Below are 17,624 nucleotides of genomic sequence, written 5' to 3'. Positions count from 1 at the left end.
CCCCGATGTAGGTGACAGCGACACCATACGCGGTATGCACCGGAAGGCAATACCCGGTATGCATGGGTGGTCGGCGTGTCACTCTCAGGCGCAGACGACGTGCACGCCGGCGTCGCGGAACGCCTGCACCACATCCGGGGCCGCGCCGGAGTCGGTCACCAGCGTCTCCACCCGGTCTACCGGGCAGATCCGGGCGAACGCGTGGCCGCCCAGCTTCGACGAGTCGGCGATCACCACGACCCGCTTGGCCCGGGCCACCATCAGGCTGTTCATGGCCGCCTCGCCCTCGTGGTGTGCGGCGGCGCCGAGCTGCGGGTCGATCGCGTCCACGCCGAGCAGCGCGACGTCGAGCGTGACCTCGCGCAGCAGCGCCCCGCCCAGCGGACCGACCAGCTCGAACGACTTCGGCCGGACCACGCCGCCGGCCACCACCACCTTCATCCGCGAGCGCACCAGCAGCTCGTTGGCGATGTTCAGCGCGTTGGTGACCACGGTGAGCTGGGCGCCCTCGGCGCTGGTGTTCAGATCCGGGCGGACGGCCAGCGCGCGGGCCACCTCGGTGCTGGTGGTGCCGCCGTTCAGGCCGACCACCGTGCCCGGGGAGACCAGCGCGGCGGCGGCGGCCCCGATCCGCTGTTTCTCCGCCGAGTGCTTGGCGGTCTTGTAGCGCAGCGGCAGGTCGTACGAGACGCCGTTGGCGACCGCGCCACCCCGGGTCCGGGTGATCATCTGCTGCTGGGCGAGCTGGTCGAAGTCCCGCCGGATGGTGGCCTGGGAGACCGCCAGCCGCTCGGCCGCCTCCTCGACGCTGACCCGGCCGCTGTCGGTCAGCATCTCGAGCAGTGCGTTCCAACGCGCGTAGCGGTCCACCGCGGGGCCCTCCCCTGACTGTGCACGTACGGTGATTGGTTGCGTGCACAGTAGTGCGCGAAACTACGTCTGCGCAAAACCCTGGCCTGCGCGAATGAGGAGACGGTTGCCACGCCCGCCCCACTTCGCGCAGAATGACGCGCGAAAGAAGGCCCTATCGCGCCGTATTGCGCAAGGTCTCCCCCGGCGAGGAGTTGTCATGCCGTACGTGCACGCGGAGATCGCGAGCCAGCCCGACTGCTGGCGCGAGGCGGCCCGGCTCGCGCCGACCGTCGCCGACCACCTGCCGCGCTCCGGCGAGCGGGTCGCCGTGGTCGGCTGCGGCACGTCGTGGTTCATGGCCGCGGCGTACGCGGGCCTGCGCGAGCAGGCCGGTCAGGGCGAGACCGACGCGTTCCAGGCCAGCGAGTTCCCCACCGGCCGGCGCTACGACCGGCTCATCGCGATCACCCGCTCCGGCACCACGACCGAGGTGCTCGACCTGCTCGCCGCGCTGCGCGGGCGGATCCCCACCACGGTCCTGGTGGGCGATCCGGCCTCACCGGCCGTGTCGCTCGCCGACGCCACCGTCGCGCTGCCCTTCGCCGACGAGCGTTCGGTGGTGCAGACCCGCTTCGCCACCACCGCGCTCGCGCTGCTCCGCGCCCACCTCGGCGAGGACCTCGGCCGGCTGGCCGCCGACGCCGAGGTGGCCGTCCGGGCGCCGCTGCCGATCGACCCGGCCCGCATCGACCAGGTCACGTTCCTCGGTCGCGGCTGGACGGTCGGGCTGGCCCAGGAGGCCGCGCTGAAGTGCCGCGAGGCGGCCACGTTCTGGGCCGAGGCGTACCCGGCCATGGACTACCGCCACGGCCCCATCTCGATCGGCGCCCCGGGCCGGCTGGTCTGGGCGTTCGGCGGCATCCCGGACGGGCTGGCCGAGGACGTGGCGGCCACCGGGGCGGCGTTCGTGCACAGCCGTACGCACGGCTGCCGCACGGTGCTGACGAGCTGGGCGGCCGGCCGCAACCCGGTCGACCCGATGGCCGACCTGATCCTGGCTCAACGGTTCGCCGTGGCGCTGGCCACCAGCCGCGGCCTCGACCCGGACGCGCCCCGCCACCTGACCCGGTCCGTGGTTTTGGCGTGAGGGCGCGCGACGAGGTCGTCGTCGCGCTGGACGTGGGCGGCACCGGGATGAAGTGCGCCCTGGTCCGGCCGGACGGCGCGACCGTGCACACCGAACGGCACGCCACCGCCGCGCAGCGCGGGCCGGACGCCGTGGTCGGCACGATCCTCGACGTCGCCGAAGGGCTGGCCGACAAGGCCCGCGCCGACGGGTTCACGCCGGTGGCCTGCGGCATCGCCGTGCCGGGCGTGGTCGACGAGGCCCGTGGCGTGGCGGTCTGGTCGGCGAACGTGGGCTTCCGGGACGTACCGCTGCGGGACCTGGCGGCCACCCGCCTGCGCCTGCCCGCGGCGCTCGGCCACGACGTGCGGGTGGGCGGCCTCGCCGAGGCCCGGCTCGGCGCCGGCCGGGACGCCGGTCACGTGCTCTTCGTGGCGATCGGCACCGGCATCGCCGCCGCGCACGTGGTCGACGGGTCGGCCGCCGTCGGCGCGCACGGCGCCGCCGGCGAGATCGGCCACATCCTGGTACGCCCCGACGGTCCGCGCTGCGGCTGCGGTCGGGTCGGCTGCCTGGAGGCGGTGGCCTCGGCCTCGGCGATCGGCCGCCGCTACACCGAGTTGGCCGGCACGCCGGCGACCGCCGCCGAGGTGGTCGACCGGGCGGCGTCCGGTGACCCGCTCGCCGGCACGGTCTGGCGGGAGGCGGTCGAGGCGCTCGCCGACGGCCTCGCCACCGGGCAGGCGTTGTACGACGTGGCGACCGTGGTGATCGGCGGTGGACTGGCCCAGGCCGGTCCGCGGCTGTTCGACCCGCTGCGCGACGCGCTGCGCGAGCGGTTGACGTTCCACCGCGAGCCGCGCCTGGTCGCGGCCGCGCTCGGCGACGAGGCCGGTTGCCTCGGCGCCGCCCTGCTGGCCCTGGACACCCTGGCGAAGGAGAGTCGATGACCCGGCGCGTGACCGGCAAGGTGGTGACCCCGACCGGTGTCATCCGGCAGGGCTGCGTGGAGGTCCGGGACGACCGGATCACCGCGGTCGCCGACTACCCCTCGGTACGCGACGGGCACTGGATCGTGCCCGGCTTCGTGGACATGCACACCCACGGCGGCGGCGGGCACACGTTCACCACCGGCGACCCGGAGTCGGCCCGGCAGGCCGCCGCGTTCCACCTCGACCACGGCACGACCACGCTGCTGGCCAGCCTGGTCAGCTCCCCGTTCGCGCTGATGCGCGACGCCACCGCCGCGTTCCGGCCGCTGGTCGAGGCGGGCGTGCTCGCCGGCCTGCACTTCGAGGGCCCCTACCTGTCGGCGGACCGCTGCGGCGCGCAGAACCCGGAGTTCCTCCGCGACCCGTCCACCGACGAGCTGACCGAGCTGATCGAGCTGGGCGGCGGCGCGGTGCGGATGGTCACGATCGCGCCGGAGCGGGACGGCGCCACCGAGGCGATCGAGCTGCTGGTGGCGAACGGCGTGGTGGCGGCCGTCGGGCACACGGACGCCACCTGGGCGCAGACCCGCGCGGCGGTGGCCGCCGGCGCCAGCATCGGGACCCACCTGTTCAACGGGATGCGCCCGGTGCACCACCGTGAGCCCGGCCCGGTGGTGGCGTTGCTGGAGGCCCCGAACGTGGTCTGCGAGCTGGTCGCCGACGGCGTGCACCTGCACGACGGCATGCTCGGCTTCGCCAGCTCGGTGGCCGGCCCGGAGCGGGCCGCCCTGATCACCGACGCGATGGCCGCCGCCGGCATGCCCGACGGCGAGTACGAGCTGGGCGGCCAGGCGGTCACCGTCACCGGCGGTGAGGCCCGGCTCAGCCGGGACGGTGCCATCGCCGGCAGCACGCTCACCATGGACGCCGCGCTGCGGCACGCGGTCGGCGCCGGCGTCACGCTGCCCGACGCGGTCCGGATGGCCGCCACCACCCCGGCCCGCGCGCTCGGGCTGGGCGACCGGGTGGGCGCGCTCCGGGCCGGGCTGCGCGCCGACCTGGTGGTGCTCGACGACGACCTGAACGTGGTCCGGGTGATGCGCGCCGGCGAGTGGGTGCGGTAGGCGGCCGGTCGCCCGGCGGGCCGGCACGCACCGCACGCCTATGATCGGGCTCTGTTCCGCCACGCCGGGCGGAGCTGTCCCGACTGAGCGAGGACACAGATGGCCCGCCCGTACCATCCTGGACCGAAACAGTTCGTCTTCGCGGCCGGAGACGGCAACGACCAACCCGTCTCGGTGGGTGACCCGCAGGAGGCGTACGAAGCGTTCTCCGCGTTCTTCCGGGGTCGCGAGTCCGACACCTACACGATCAGGGACGAGGCGGCGGGGCAGCGGCTGGTGCTCATGCCCCGGCGGGGGGCGCTCTCCCGGTTCGAGGACGCGGACCCACCCCGCTCGGAGCACCTCCTGGTCGACCGGGGCAACCGCTACCTGCCGAGCGCCATGCTGTTCTTCGAGAACGGATACGCCGGCCTCGACTACTTCGGGCAGTGGCTCCCCGACCCCGCCGACCTCGACGCGTCACCGGAGACCCGCGGCGCCGCCCGCGCCGCCATGTTCGCCACGGAGGCGGCGGCGATCGGCGAGGTCGGCCGGATCTGGGCGGATTCCGGCATCGTCGACCCGACCGACCAGTACCACGTCTTCTTCGAGTCGCAGGACGTCGACGATGACCGGGCCGAGCGGGCCGAACTGCTCCAGTTGATCGCATTCCTCGGTCTCGAACGCGTCGACGCCCCGGCCGGGGCCCGCGGGGGCGAGGTCTGGGTGCGTACCGAGCCACGCCTGGACGCCGAATGTGCCCGGTGGGCGTGAACGGGGCCACGCGAGACATCGTCTTCGCGCGTGGCGGCTGGATCCCGAGCGTGGTCCACGAGGACGGCGAGCTGAAGCTCATGCTCGGCGCCGGGGCCGACGCCAACCACGAGCCCCGCACGTTCACGTTCCCGATCTCCGAGGCCCATGTCACGGTGATCCGGGACGACCTGGCCCGGCACCTGCTGCTGTGGAGCGCGGTCCTTCCGCTGTGCGACGCCGCCGGGACCCGGGGCCGGCTCGACGAGGACGCCGCCGTCGCGCTCCTGGACCCGGTCCTGCTCGCCCCGCCCGGGGACGTCGACGCGCTGTTCCGGCGCATCCCGTGGGAACGGAGCCGGCTCGTCGCCCACGGCGCCGACCTCGGTCTCCTGGAGCGCGGTCGGGTCTGCGAGGCGATGCGCGCGGCGACGGAGGCGCCGAACGAGAAGCGCGCTCAGGAGCACCACGCGAACCGGCGTCGCGCCGAACGCGGAGTGGTCCTCGGGCCGCTCGACACGGGGGTCCTGCGGTACACGGGCCAGTACCTGCACGGCGCGACGATTCCCCGACGGCTGCCCGAGGCCGTCGACCCGGCGCTGCTGCCGCAGGTCATGCACGTGATCGCGACCGCCGAGCAGGCGTGCGCGGGGATGCGGATCGGCCTCGACCCGCGGCGGGGGAACCGGGGCACGGACAAGCGCGACTGGGATGCGATGGCGGCGACGGTCGAGGCCGCGGTACGCCGCGCACATCCCGGACTCGCCGCTGACGCGGTGCGTACGGTCAGCTTCCTGATGTGTTCGGAGGCTGCGGCCCGGTCGCGGAACGCCCCGGTGGAGGGCGACGACGCCGCACCCGACGAGGGCGCGGGAAAGACGGCCCTGTCGTTCACCGACGACAAGGGTGGCGAGAAGACGTGGCGACGGGACGGTACGCGTACCGCCTCCGCCGAGTTCTGGCGGTTCGTCGCCGACCGCTCCGCCGGGGACAACGAGGTGTTCACCATCGAGGACGAGGAGATGGGCGAGGGGATCCAGTTGCACTTCTACGCGGACTCCATCGCCCGGATCACCACGGTGCGGCCCGGGGAGGCCGGCTCGGATCCGCAGTACCGGGTCGAGTACCGCCTGGTCGACGGCATCGGCGGGTACCGGGAGCTGGTGAGCGCCTTCGTCCGTGGCGGCTACGCCGCACTCGACCGGCACGGCCCCTGGGTGTCGGACGTCGCCGAGTTCGAGCGCTCGCGTCGTCGACGGTAGTCAGACCGTCGGGGTGGGGACCTCGACGCCCAGCACGGCCTGCTCGTCCGGGCGGTGCACCAGCACGTCGGTCAGGTAGGAGTGGACGGCCCGGCGCATCCCGACGTCCCGGCCGGCCTGCTCGGAGAGCAGCCACTTGTGCTCGATGATCTGGGCGAACAGCTCCTGCGGCTCCAGCTTGCGCCGCAGGTGCGCCGGCACCGCCCGGACCACCGGCTCGAAGACCTCGGTGAGCCAGCGGTGCGCCGCCTGCTGCTCGTCGGTCAGGTCGCTCTCCACCCGGTAGGCGTCCAGGTCGTTGAGGAGCTTGCGGGCCTGGTTCTCCTCGGCGTCCAGGCCGGTGAGCCGCAGCAGCCGCCGGGTGTGGTAGCCGGCGTCGACCACCTTGGGCCGCACCAGGTAGCGCCCGTTGTCTACGGTCGACAGCGCCACCTCGGCCACGTCGAAGCCCAGCTCGTTGAGGCGGCGGATGCGGCCCTCGATGTCGTGCCGGGCGGCGCGCTCGACCTGCTGCTCGTAGGTGATCTCGTGCCAGAGCCGCTCGTAGCGCCGGACGACCTCCTCGCAGACCACCTCCGGGTCGATCGACTCGTGCAGCAGGCCGGCGGCCTGGAGGTCGAGCGCCTCGCCGAAGATGTTGACCCGGGCGATCTCCAGGTCCTCGCCGCGCTGGCCGTTGGAGAGCGACGGGTGCAGCGCCCCGGTCTCGGCGTCGACCAGGTAGGCGGCGAACGCGCCCGCGTCCCGGCGGAACAGCGTGTTCGACAGCGAGCAGTCGCCCCAGAAGAACCCGGTCAGGTGCATCCGGACGATCAGCGCGGCGAGCGCGTCGAGCAGCCGGTTCATCGTCTCCGGGCGCAGCGTGTTGGAGAACAGCGCGCGGTAGGGCAGCGAGAACTGGAGGTGCCGGGTGATCAGCACCGGGTCGAGCGGCTCGCCGTCGTCGGTCTGCCGGTCCGCCACGATCGCGATCGCCTCGACCGACGGGAAGTCGATCCGCTCCAGCGCCCGCAGCAGGTCGTACTCGCGTTCGGCGACCCGCTCGCCGGTCTCCTTCACCGCGTAGACGAAGCCGCCGAGCCGGACGAACCGCACGATGTGCCGGGAGATGCCCTGGGGCAGCGCCACCAGGTGCTCGGCAGGCCACTGCTCCAGCGGGGTCGACCAGGGGAGGTCGAGCAGCGCCGGGTCGACGAGGGCCGAGGTGATCCGCACGGCAACCAGTGTGACCGCTGACCCGGCGGAGCGCTTCCCTTCGTGGTTCGGCACACAACCGCCGATGCCCGGCCGCCGTCGCCGGCCGGTAGCGTGGTCGCGTGCGCCAGACCTCAGGGGTACGCCGCGACCTGCGGCTGCGGCCCGTCCGACCGGCCGGTTGGTGGTGCGACGGGCTGCTGCTCGCCGCGCTGGTGGCGCTGACCGTGGCGCTCGCCGCCGGGCACCTGTTCGGGCTCGACCGGGCGGTCGCCGACTGGTCGGCCGCGCACCGGCCGACCGCCGCCCGGTGGGTGGCCATGGCGTTCAACCTGCTCGGCCAGGGCACCCCGCTGACGCTGCTGGCGGCCGGGCTGGGCGTGCTGCTGGCGTGGCGGGTGCGCTCGGTGCGGGCGGTGCTGCCGCCGGTGACCGCGTTCGTGCTGACGTTCTTCACCATCGGCCCGCTGAAGGTGTGGACCGCCCGCCCGGCGCCGAGCGCCAGCGTCAAGGAGCCGTTCCTGCCGCCCGAACAGACGCTGCCGCTGTTCCAGCACGAGTTGCCGGTGCGCTTCGCCCAGTCGTACCCGTCGGGGCACGTGGCGAACGCGATCGTCTGGTACGGCGTACTCGCCCTGCTGCTGGTGCCGCTGCTGCGCACGGTCGGCCGCACCGTGCCGGCCGGGCTGGTCACCGTGGTCCGGGTGGTGCCCCCGACGGTGGTCTTCTGCACCACTGTCTACCTGGGCTGGCACTGGCTCACCGACTCGGTCGCCGGGCTGTTGCTCGGGCTGCTGCTGGACCGGCTGCTGCGCCGGGTGCCCTGGAACGCTCTGCCGCTGCCGGCGCGGCTCGGCGGCTGGGCCCGGCCGGTCGACCAGCTCGACTGAAGATTCCACCTCTTGTCCCGGCGCATCGACGCCGGTATACATTTAGCAACCTTAACAGTTAAGTTTGTTAAATGTAGGAGGTGCACGTGCTGGCGAGACGAATCAGCCGCTGGCTGTCGGCCGGCGCCGCCGGTCTGCTGACCGCGGCCATGGCCGTGGTGGTGGCCGCCCCGGACGCCCGGTCGGCCGTCGCCGACGACGAGGCGTGCCGGCCCGACGGGCTCTACCGCACGCCCGGGGTGTCGGTGCCCTACTGCACCGTCTACGACACCGCCGGCCGGGAGAAGATGGGCGCGGACCACACCCGCCGGATCATCGGCTACTTCACCAGTTGGCGGACCGGCCGCAACGGCGCCCCGGCCTACCTGGTCAACCAGATCCCGTGGCAGAAGGTCACCCACATCAACTACGCGTTCGCGCACGTCGACGGCACCAACAAGATCTCCGTCGGCAACCCGGCCGCCACGGACAACCCGGCCACGAACATGACCTGGCCCGGCGTGGCCGGCGCCGAGATGGACCCGGCCCTGCCCTACACCGGGCACTTCAACCTGCTCAACAAGTACAAGAAACAGCACCCGAACGTCCGCACGCTGATCAGCGTCGGCGGCTGGGCCGAGACCGGCGGCTTCATCGACGACAGCGGCAACCGGCTCGACTCCGGCGGCTTCTACCGGATGACCACCACCGGCACCAACACCGTCAACACCGCCGGCATCAACACGTTCGCCGACTCGGTGGTGACGTTCCTGCGCACGTACGGCTTCGACGGGGTGGACATCGACTACGAGTACCCCACCTCGAACAACAAGGCCGGCAACCCGCTCGACTTCGCCCAGGCCGACGCCAAGCGGGCCGGCCTCAACGCCTCGTACCAGGTGCTGATGCGCACGCTGCGGGAGAAGCTCGACCGGGCCGCCGCCACCGACGGCCGGCACTACCTGCTCACCGTGGCCGCGCCCGCGTCCGGGTGGCTGCTGCGCGGCATGGAGTCCTACCAGGCGTTGCAGTACCTCGACTACGTCAACGCGATGTCCTACGACCTGCACGGCGCGTGGAACCACTTCGTCGGGCCGAACGCGGCGCTCCACGACAACGGCGACGACGCCGAGCTGGCCGCCGGCGGCGTGTACGGCGCGTACTCCGGCATCGGCTACCTGAACACCGACTGGGCCTACCACTACTTCCGGGGCGCGCTACCAAGCGGCCGGGTGAACATCGGCGTGCCCTACTACACCCGGGGCTGGCAGGGCGTCACCGGCGGCACCAACGGGCTGTGGGGGCGGGCCGCGCTGCCCGACCAGACGAAGTGCCCGGCCGGCACCGGCGGCTCGATCGGCTCCACCACCCCCTGCGGCAACGGCGCGGTCGGCATCGACAACCTCTGGCACGACCTCGACGCCGCCGGCAACGAGGTGCCCGGCGGCGCCAACCCGATGTGGCACGCGAAGAACCTCCAGGCCGGCATCACCGGCGACTACCTGACCGGGTACGGCCTCACCCCGGCCACCGACCCGGCCGACCGGATCAGCGGCAGCTACGCCCGCAACTACTCGGCGGCGCTGGCCGCGCCCTGGCTGTGGAACGCCGACAAGAAGGTCTTCCTCTCCACCGAGGACGACCAGTCGCTCGCCGCCAAGGCCGACTACGTGGCCGCCAAGGGCATCGGCGGCGTGATGATCTGGGAACTGGCCGGCGACTACGGCTACGACGCCGCCAAGGGCCGGTACGGCATGGGCGACACGCTCACCACGCTGCTCTACGACAAGCTCAAGAGCGCACCGGCGTACGGCGCCCGCAAGGCGGGCATCACCATGCCCACCCGGACGCTGGACGTGGCGGTCGACATGGGCGGCTTCGCGCTCGGCGACAACAACTACCCGATCAACCCCGAGCTGCGGCTGACCAACAACACCGGCGCGCCGATCCCGGCCGGCGCGCAACTGGAGTTCGACTACCCGACCACCACCCCGGCCACGCTCAGCCAGCAGTCCGGCTGGGCGCTCACCACGGTCTCCACCGGCCACACCGGCAGCAACGTGGGCGGCCTCAAGGGCGACCACAACCGGGTACGCCTCACCGTGCCGGCCGCCATCGCGCCCGGGGCGTACGCCGAGGTGACGCTCAACTACCAGCTCCCGATCTCCGGCCCGGCCAACTTCACGCTCGCGTTCGGCGGCCAGACGTACGCGCTGGCCTCGGACCGGGCGCGCGGTGGCGAGGTGGTCAGCCCGTCGCCGAGCCCGACCGGCTCCACCCCGCCCGGCGGGGGCACCTGCACCGTGCCGGCCTGGTCGGCGGCCACCGCGTACTCCGGTGGGGCGACCGTGTCGTACGCCGGGCACACCTGGACCGCGAAGTGGTGGACCCAGGGCGAGACGCCTGGTAGCGCGGCGGTCTGGGCCGACCAGGGCGCCTGCGCCGGCTCCCCGACGCCCACCGCCTCCCCGACGCCCACCGGCACCCCCTCACCGACACCCACCGGTGGGACGTGCACCGCGCCGGTGTGGGTCGCCGGCACGGCGTACTCCGGCGGCGCGGTGGTGTCCTACGGCGGGCACCGGTGGACCGCGCGGTGGTGGACCCAGGGCGACGTCCCGGGGACCAACAGCCAGGGCGTCTGGACCGACAACGGGCCCTGCTGACCTCGATCCCGGTGCCGCCGGCGGAGTCCCGTCGGCGGCACCGGCCGTTCACGTCCGCCCCCTAGGCTGCCGGTGTGGAACAGCTGGCACGCCGCCTCGGCGTACCCGATGCGGTCGTCATCGGTCTGGGGTCGATGCTCGGCGCGGGCGTCTTCGTGGTCTTCGCGCCGGCCGCGTCGGCGGCCGGCGGCGCCGGGCTGCTGGTCGCGCTCGCGCTGGCCGGCTTCGTCGCGTTCTGCAACGCCACCAGCTCGGCGCGGCTCGCCGCCCGCTACCCGGAGTCCGGCGGCACCTACGTGTACGGCCGGGAGCGCCTGCACCCGTTCGCCGGCTTCCTCGCCGGCTGGGGGTTCGTGGTCGGCAAGACGGCGAGCTGCGCGGCCATGGCGCTGACCGTCGGGGCCTACCTGTGGCCGGGGCGGGCGCGGCTCGTCGCGGTCCTCGCGGTGGTGGCGGTGACCGCGGTGAACCTGCGCGGCATCGGCAAGACCGCGACCGCCACCCGGATCCTGGTCGCGGTGGTGCTCACCGTGCTGGCCGTGGTGACGGTGACCGGCGCGCCGCAGGTGACGGCCGACCGGCTCACCGCCTCCGCCGACGTCGGGGCGCACGGCGTGCTCACCGCCGCCGGCCTGCTCTTCTTCGCGTTCGCCGGGTACGCGCGGATCGCCACGCTGGGCGAGGAGGTCCGCGACCCGGAGCGCACCATCCCCCGCGCGGTGCCGCTGGCGCTCGGCGCGGTGCTGGCGATCTACCTGACGTTGGCCGTGGTCGCGCTCGGTGTGCTGGGCACCGCCCGGCTGGCCGCCTCCCCGGCGCCGCTGGTCGAGGTGGTGACCGCCGCCGGCCGACCCGGACTGGCCTGGCTGGTCCGGGCCGGGGCCGCCGTCGCGGTGACCGGGGTGCTGCTCTCGCTGCTGGCCGGCGTCGGTCGCACCACGCTGGCGATGGCCCGCCGACGCGACCTGCCGGGCGCGCTGGCCGCCGTGCACCCCCGCCACCGGGTGCCGCACCGGGCCGAGCTGGCCGTGGCCGCCGTGGTGATCGTGGTGGTGGCGCTCGCCGACGTCCGGGGCGCGATCGGCTTCTCGAGCTGCACCGTGCTGGTCTACTACGCGATCACCAACGCCGCCGCGCTGACGCTCGGGCGGGACCCGGCCCACAAGCTGCCGGTGCGGGCGCTCGCGGCCCTGGGGCTGGCGGGTTGCCTACTGCTCGCGGTCAACCTGCCGCTGCCCAGCGTGCTCGGCGGCTTCGGCGTGCTCGCTCTCGGCGCGCTCTGGTACGCCCTCCGCCGGTAGCAGCCTCCGCCGTCACGCTCGGCGCTGTGACCGCCGGACCGGCACGGCGAGCAGAAATCGGGCGTAGAGGTCGGCCACCGAGACCGCTGGGAGATCGTCCACGGCACTGACGAAGAGGCCCGCGAGATACACCTGGGTCGCCAACGCGTCGCCGGCCGCGAGGGTTGCCAGTGCGGCCCGGCATGGATAGGGCAGTTCGCACGCCGCACACACCCAGGAGGGGCGCTGCGGGCTGTGAAGGGTCACCAGTACCAGCCCTCATCGCCCGGTCTGGGCTCGGCCGGTGGCGGCATCCGGCGACGGTCCGGGCACGCGCGCCAGCGCAGCCCGCAGATGCAGCGCAACGACCAGCGCCGACGATGGTGGATGAGATCGAGAAGTGGCGGCTTCCTCACGGATCGTGAACGCATATCTCAGCGTGACGCGGTTCCGGTCGTGCATCAAGTACTTCCGTCAGGTACTACTGACGGGCTTGACGCGAGACTGGTACCCGTGTGCCTAGCGTCGAGTTGTGGCAAAGCTTCGACTGATGGGTACGCATGAGATTCGCGTACGCCTGGGCGGCATCAGTCGCCAACGCGTCTACGAGCTGACCCTGCGGCGCACCTTTCCCGAAGCCGTCGCCGACCTGGCGCAGGGCAAGGTATGGCTCGCTGACGACGTCGAGCGCTGGATCGCGGTGCACCGCCCCGACCTCGCCGAGGAGAGCGAGGGCTAGAAACCTCCTCAGCCGAGATGCGGCGAGGCCGGGCCGAAGTCTCCGCTGGGTGCCCGGCCGACGTGATCGAGCAGGACGGGATCAGCGTGGACCTCGGCGGTGTTCCGCCATTGGGTGAGCAGGACCGCGATGTGCGTCAGATCCTCCAACGAGGTGCCATCCTGCGCCACAGTGATCAGCTCGGCGAGCAACTGGTCCACGTCCTCGTCGGGCAGGACGGCCACCCACGGCAGGGTCTCGCCCAAGGCCCGGCGTACGGCCGTCTGCCGCTCGGTGAGAACGATGCCAGTGTCCGGTCCCGATCCAGATGACATGTCGACGCCTCCTGCCACCTCATCGGGCCGTCCACCCGGCTGTTGTTGGTCCTGCCCAGCCGTTCAGACTAAGCCGTTGCCTTCCGTAGTTCGCTTAGCCACTCGATGCCGAGCCGGCGACCGTCGGGAAACTGGTCGTCGCGATCCCTAGTAGGTCCAGAAAGTGACCACGTGGTCGCCACGGACGAAGACCTCGGGCGATTCCAGCGCGGCCACCGGGCTCCCAACCTCGCCCAGCCTCCGAGCAACATCCACTTCGAGCTGGGCGCACTGGTGCATGGCCGGTGCCACCCGGGCGAGCACGTCGCAGGGCCGCAGACGCAGGGTGAGCGTGTTCGCGTTCTGCAGGACGGCGGTGTCGTCAACGGTCAGACCGAGCCATGAAGCGCTCGACACGGCTGCCTGTGTCGCCCGCTGAATCTCATCTGCCCGCATCGGTTCAGTCTTCCGGCTGGCGCGGGACCGGCGCCCCGCCCGGTGGCACGGGCGTCGTCTCGCGCAGCAGGGCGGTCAGCCCGGCCCGCCGGGCCACCACCGTCAACCGGTCGCCGGCGTGCACCACCACGCGCGGATCGACCGACCAGTCGCCCTTCTGCCCGGCCCGGGTGTGCGCCAGCAGGCGCACCTCGCCGGGGCGGGCCACCGCGCCGAGCGGACGCCCGTCCAGCGGCGAGCCGGCCACCACCGGCACCTCGGTGACCAGCAACGCGTGCCGGTCGACCGGGATGGTGGCGATCACCGCGCGGTCCAGCAGGGCCGCCGCGAACGACGGGGCGGCCAGGTAGGAGACGCTGCGCGAGATGCCGATGCCGAACGCCTGCTGGATCCGCTCGGCGAAGTCGCCGTCGAACAGCCGCAGTACCACCCGCAGGTCGGGGTCGAGGGAACGGGCGATCAGCGCGGCGCGCAGGTTCGCCCCGTCGTCGGTGGAGAGCACCACCAGCGCCTGGCTGGTGTCGACCGAGGCGGAGCGGAGCGTCTCCTCCCGGCCGGCGTCACCGACGATCACCGGTACCCCCAGCCGGTGCGCCAGCGCCGCGCCGCGCGCGTCCGGGTTCTTGTCGATGGCCACCACCTCGACGCCGAAGTCGTGCAACTGGGCCATCACCCGGGTGCCGATGTTGCCCAGCCCGACCACCACCACGTGCCCGGAGCGGTCCGGCTGGATCCGGCCGGTGTGCAGGGCCAGCCGGGCGTTGACGATGCCGTCGACCACGGCGGCCGTGATCAGCGGGATCAGCGCCAGCCCGGCCAGGTTCAGCACCACCTGCATGACCTGGGCGGCGACCGGCTTGTTGACGTCCGGGTCCTGGCCGCTGAGCGTGGTGACCAGGGTGAGGTAGAGCGCCTCGCCCCAGGTGACCGCCGCCGCGCGGGCGTTCAGCCAGCCCAGCACCGCGATCACCCCGAGCAGCACCAGCACCGCGATGCCGATCTTGCGGGTGGCGAAACTGCGGATCGCGCGGAGCAGCACCTCCACCGGCTGCCGGCGTCGCCGGGCCCGAACCAGTCGGCGGGCGGCCAGCTCGGTGCCGGGCGGCCGGCCGGTCGCCTCGGCCAGCACCACGTCGGCCGTGGCCTCGTCGGCGGGCAGCACCCGGACCAGCTCCGGGTCGGTCGTGACGGCCAGGCCGCAGACCACGTCCTGCGGGCGTACGTCGGCGCGGCGGGCCACGTAGAGCGTACGGCCTGCGTGCCGGAAGTGGGTCGGAGCCAGCTCGCCCAACGCGGCGGCGACGAAGGCGGGCGCGGCCATCGACGCGTCGGAGAGCACCGCCGAGCCGGGGAAGAGCTGCCGCAGCCCGTCCGCCAGGTTGGTGTTGAACATCCGCGCCACCAGGCGCAGCCGGGGCTCGACCTCCTGGGCGCAGAGCGCGGCGTGCATGTTGCCCACGTCGTCCTGGTGCAGCAGGGCCAGGCCGTCCGCGTCGGCCAGCCCGGCCCGGCGGAACGTGGCCTCGTCGAGCCGGTCGGCCCGGATGACGCGTACCCCGGGCACGTCCCGCCCGTCCGGGCCGTCGGAGCGGCGGCGCTCCGGCACCACGAGCGTGACCCGCACCTGGCCGGCGGTCGGGCCGGCGCCGAGCAGCGCCCGGACCACCCAGTAGGCCAGCGGGTCGGAGCCGCAGACCACGAAGTGGGGGCGCTCGTCGCCGTTCGAGCGGAGCCGCCACCCGGTCGCGCGGCGCGCACGGTCGCGCAGGGGGTCGGCCATGCCCGGATCGTAGTCAGCCGCTCGCGAGGCGCACAGCCCCCTGCGATCTTGAAGGCATGGTGCCGCCGGGTCCGGGTAGAGCACCGCCATGCAGACGTTCCTGCCGTATCCGGACTTTCTGGCCAGCGCCCGGGCCCTGGACCAGAAGCGGCTGGGCAAGCAGCGCGTGGAGGCCATCCAGGTGCTGCGCGGGCTGACCCGCCCGGACTACGGCTGGCGCAACCACCCGGCGGTGAAGATGTGGGCCGGGTACGAGGAGGCGCTGACCCGCTACGGGCTGGACATGTGCGCGGTGTGGTGCGAGCCCGGCCGGGCGGACACCTGCGCCGCCACACTCGCCACCGACCTCGCCACCGCCTGCGGCATCACCACGATCCGGACCCAGGACGCGCTTGCCGCCACCGGCGACCTGCCGCCCTGGCTGGGCCGCGACGACCTGCACCGCAGCCATCGTTCGTCGCTGCTGCGCAAGGACCCCGCCCACTACGCGCCGCTCTTCCCCGCCGACACCCCGCTCGACCTGGACTACGTCTGGCCCCCCTCGGACCGCCCCCGTCACTGCCTGCCGTGAAAGGCCGGGCCCCCTGTTAACGCCTCCGGTAGAGGAACGCGCCCCGCTTAACGCGAGCGCGCGAGCATCCCAGCGCGCGAGCGCCCGCCGCGTTAGGAGGGGGCCCGGCACATCCGTATGCGTTAACAGGGGGCCCCTCCTTCGGCTCGGGCAAGATGGGGGAGCACTGTTGAGCGGAGGGTGGGGCGTGGGGCTGTCGCAGAAGGTTGGTCGGCTCATCGGCGTACGTGAGCACGTGGTGGACCCGGGCGGTGGTGGCGCGCCGCGCGTGCCGCGCCCGGCGTCGGCGCTGGTGGTGGGTGGTGGCATCGCCGGGATGTCGGCGGCGGTGGTGCTGGCCGAGCGGGGCGTGTCGGTGACCGTGCTGGAGGCCGCGCCGCACCTCGGCGGCCGGCTCGGCGCCTGGCCGGAGGCGCTGGCGGACGGCCCGCAGCAGAACGAGCACGGGTTCCACGCGTTCTTCCGGCAGTACTGGAACTGGCGATCGATCCTGCGCCGCGTCGACCCGACGCTGGGTTTCCTCAAGCCGATCCCCGGCTATCCGATCCTGTCCGCGCAGTGGCCGACCGAGGAGTTCGGCAAGTTGCCGCCGGCCCCGCCGGCCAACCTGCTGGCGCTGCTGCTGCGCAGCCCGAGCCTGCGCCTGACGGACCTGCGGGCGATGGACCGGGACGCCGCGTTGCCGCTGCTCACCTACGACCCGGTGCGCACCTACACGGAGTTCGACGAGCGGACCGCGGACGAGCTGCTCACCTCGCTGCGGCTGCCGGACCGCGCCCGCGCCATGCTGTTCGAGGTCTTCTCACACTCGTTCTTCAACCACGAGGCGGAGATGTCGGCCGCCGAGATGATCGCCCAGTTCCACTTCTACCTGCTCGGCAACCCGGAAGGGCTGGCCTTCGACTGCCCGGACGAGGACTACGCGACGGCGATCTGGGAGCCGCTGACCCGGTACGTGGAGAAGCACGGCGGTCGGGTGCTGACCGGCACGCCGGCGGCCCGGCTGGACCGTACGCCGGAGGGTTGGCGGGTGACCGGCGCCGACGGCGAGGGCTGGGAGGCCGGGCATGTCGTGCTCGCCGTCGACCCGCCGGCGCTGGCCGCGCTGGTCGACGCCTCGCCCGGCCTGGTCGCGACCGCGCCCGAGCTGGTGGCGCGGATGCCCGCGTTCGGCCGGCCCGGCCCGCCGTACGCGGTGGCGCGCTACTGGATGGACGGGGACGTCCGCCGGGACCGGGCGGTGTTCAGCGGCGTCTCCCGCCAGCCCACGCTGGACTCGGTGACGCTGTACCACCGGCTGGAGGCCGAGCCGCGCCGCTGGGCGGAGCGCACCGGCGGTTCGGTGGTGGAGCTGCACGCGTACGCCTGCGAGCCGGACGTGCCCGCCGACGAGTTGGCCGCCCGCATGCTGCGGGAGCTGACCGCGCTCTGGCCGGAGGTGGCCGACCTGCGGGTGCGTGAGCTGCGTGCCCGGGTCGAGGCGCAGGCCCCGGCGTTCACCCCGGGCAGCCATGCCGGCCGGCCGGGGGTACGCACCGACGCCGAGGGTCTCTATCTGGCCGGGGACGGGATCCGGACCGAGTTCCCGAGCGCGTTGATGGAGCGGTCGGCGGCCACCGGGATCATCGCGGCGAACCACATCCTGCGGGCGGAGGGCGCGGCGGCCGAGCCGGTCCGGTCGATCCGTCCGCGCGGCCTGCTGGCCGGCCGGCCACGATGATCCGCCGATAAACGGTCAAACAACGCAT

General features: G+C 73.4%; 16 protein-coding genes. 11 read left to right on the top strand and 5 right to left on the bottom strand.

What is annotated here, in order from left to right; all coding sequences use genetic code 11:
• Positions 1 to 84: 84 nt before the first annotated feature.
• Positions 85 to 870, bottom strand: a complete 786-nt coding sequence (locus tag AB0B02_RS12980) for a DeoR/GlpR family DNA-binding transcription regulator (RefSeq protein ID WP_107161380.1) — start codon at positions 868 to 870, stop codon at positions 85 to 87.
• A gap of 199 nt (positions 871 to 1,069) precedes the next feature.
• On the opposite strand from AB0B02_RS12980, the gene AB0B02_RS12975 reads away from it, so the two are divergent.
• From AB0B02_RS12975 to AB0B02_RS12955, 5 genes are all read left to right on the top strand, one after another.
• Positions 1,070 to 1,999: a sugar isomerase gene (locus tag AB0B02_RS12975; RefSeq protein WP_357299977.1), complete on the top strand. Its 930-nt coding sequence runs from the start codon at positions 1,070 to 1,072 to the stop codon at positions 1,997 to 1,999.
• Entirely contained in the window at positions 1,996 to 2,928 is a 933-nt protein-coding gene (locus AB0B02_RS12970) for an ROK family protein (protein ID WP_281934579.1), read from the top strand. Before AB0B02_RS12975 ends, AB0B02_RS12970 begins: the two co-directional genes overlap by 4 nt.
• Positions 2,925 to 4,034 (top strand): N-acetylglucosamine-6-phosphate deacetylase, encoded by a 1,110-nt coding sequence (gene nagA / locus AB0B02_RS12965; RefSeq protein ID WP_357299972.1) that lies wholly within the window; start codon positions 2,925 to 2,927, stop codon positions 4,032 to 4,034. Before AB0B02_RS12970 ends, nagA begins: the two co-directional genes overlap by 4 nt.
• A 99-nt stretch (positions 4,035 to 4,133) precedes the next feature.
• Positions 4,134 to 4,787: a hypothetical protein gene (locus AB0B02_RS12960; RefSeq protein WP_357299969.1), complete on the top strand. Its 654-nt coding sequence runs from the start codon at positions 4,134 to 4,136 to the stop codon at positions 4,785 to 4,787.
• Complete coding sequence (locus tag AB0B02_RS12955) at positions 4,778 to 6,028, top strand: DUF6357 family protein (protein ID WP_357299966.1); 1,251 nt, start codon at positions 4,778 to 4,780, stop codon at positions 6,026 to 6,028. Before AB0B02_RS12960 ends, AB0B02_RS12955 begins: the two co-directional genes overlap by 10 nt.
• On the opposite strand, the gene AB0B02_RS12950 is transcribed toward AB0B02_RS12955, so the two are convergent.
• A complete protein-coding gene (locus AB0B02_RS12950; protein ID WP_357299963.1) occupies positions 6,029 to 7,243 on the bottom strand; it encodes a DUF4032 domain-containing protein in 1,215 nt (404 codons plus the stop codon). It lies immediately after the preceding gene.
• Positions 7,244 to 7,374: 131 nt separating this feature from the next.
• Between AB0B02_RS12950 and AB0B02_RS12945 the strand changes: the two genes are divergently transcribed.
• The 4 genes from AB0B02_RS12945 to AB0B02_RS12930 all read left to right on the top strand — a co-directional run bounded on the left by AB0B02_RS12945 (position 7,375) and on the right by AB0B02_RS12930 (position 12,776).
• Positions 7,375 to 8,112, top strand: coding sequence for a phosphatase PAP2 family protein (locus AB0B02_RS12945; RefSeq protein WP_281934678.1), 738 nt, complete (start codon positions 7,375 to 7,377; stop codon positions 8,110 to 8,112).
• Between the two features lie 86 nt (positions 8,113 to 8,198).
• Complete coding sequence (locus tag AB0B02_RS12940; RefSeq protein WP_281934571.1) at positions 8,199 to 10,757, top strand: glycosyl hydrolase family 18 protein; 2,559 nt, start codon at positions 8,199 to 8,201, stop codon at positions 10,755 to 10,757.
• 74 nt (positions 10,758 to 10,831) lie between these two features.
• Positions 10,832 to 12,058, top strand: a complete 1,227-nt coding sequence (locus AB0B02_RS12935) for an APC family permease (protein ID WP_281934570.1) — start codon at positions 10,832 to 10,834, stop codon at positions 12,056 to 12,058.
• 529 nt (positions 12,059 to 12,587) lie between these two features.
• Entirely contained in the window at positions 12,588 to 12,776 is a 189-nt protein-coding gene (locus AB0B02_RS12930) for a DNA-binding protein (RefSeq protein WP_357299959.1), read from the top strand.
• 8 nt (positions 12,777 to 12,784) lie between these two features.
• On the opposite strand, the gene AB0B02_RS12925 is transcribed toward AB0B02_RS12930, so the two are convergent.
• The 3 genes from AB0B02_RS12925 to AB0B02_RS12915 all read right to left on the bottom strand — a co-directional run bounded on the left by AB0B02_RS12925 (position 12,785) and on the right by AB0B02_RS12915 (position 15,305).
• The gene (locus AB0B02_RS12925) at positions 12,785 to 13,000 is read right to left on the bottom strand and encodes a hypothetical protein (RefSeq protein WP_357299956.1); all 216 of its coding nucleotides are present in this window, start codon (positions 12,998 to 13,000) and stop codon (positions 12,785 to 12,787) included.
• Between the two features lie 237 nt (positions 13,001 to 13,237).
• The gene (locus AB0B02_RS12920; RefSeq protein ID WP_357299953.1) at positions 13,238 to 13,525 is read right to left on the bottom strand and encodes a hypothetical protein; all 288 of its coding nucleotides are present in this window, start codon (positions 13,523 to 13,525) and stop codon (positions 13,238 to 13,240) included.
• 4 nt (positions 13,526 to 13,529) lie between these two features.
• On the bottom strand, positions 13,530 to 15,305 hold the full coding sequence (locus AB0B02_RS12915) for an NAD-binding protein (RefSeq protein ID WP_281934562.1): 1,776 nt from the start codon (positions 15,303 to 15,305) through the stop codon (positions 13,530 to 13,532).
• Between the two features lie 88 nt (positions 15,306 to 15,393).
• On the opposite strand from AB0B02_RS12915, the gene AB0B02_RS12910 reads away from it, so the two are divergent.
• Together AB0B02_RS12910 and AB0B02_RS12905 are read left to right on the top strand one after the other, a co-directional pair.
• Complete coding sequence (locus AB0B02_RS12910; RefSeq protein WP_357299949.1) at positions 15,394 to 15,876, top strand: MSMEG_6728 family protein; 483 nt, start codon at positions 15,394 to 15,396, stop codon at positions 15,874 to 15,876.
• Between the two features lie 187 nt (positions 15,877 to 16,063).
• Entirely contained in the window at positions 16,064 to 17,596 is a 1,533-nt protein-coding gene (locus tag AB0B02_RS12905) for an FAD-dependent oxidoreductase (protein ID WP_357300195.1), read from the top strand.
• Positions 17,597 to 17,624: the final 28 nt, after the last annotated feature.

The organism is Micromonospora sp. NPDC049240 (genome assembly GCF_040647835.1).
Lineage (GTDB): Bacteria > Actinomycetota > Actinomycetes > Mycobacteriales > Micromonosporaceae > Micromonospora.
The sequence above is the reverse complement of the archived record's forward strand: the minus strand, read 5'-3'. Positions and strand labels throughout refer to the sequence as shown.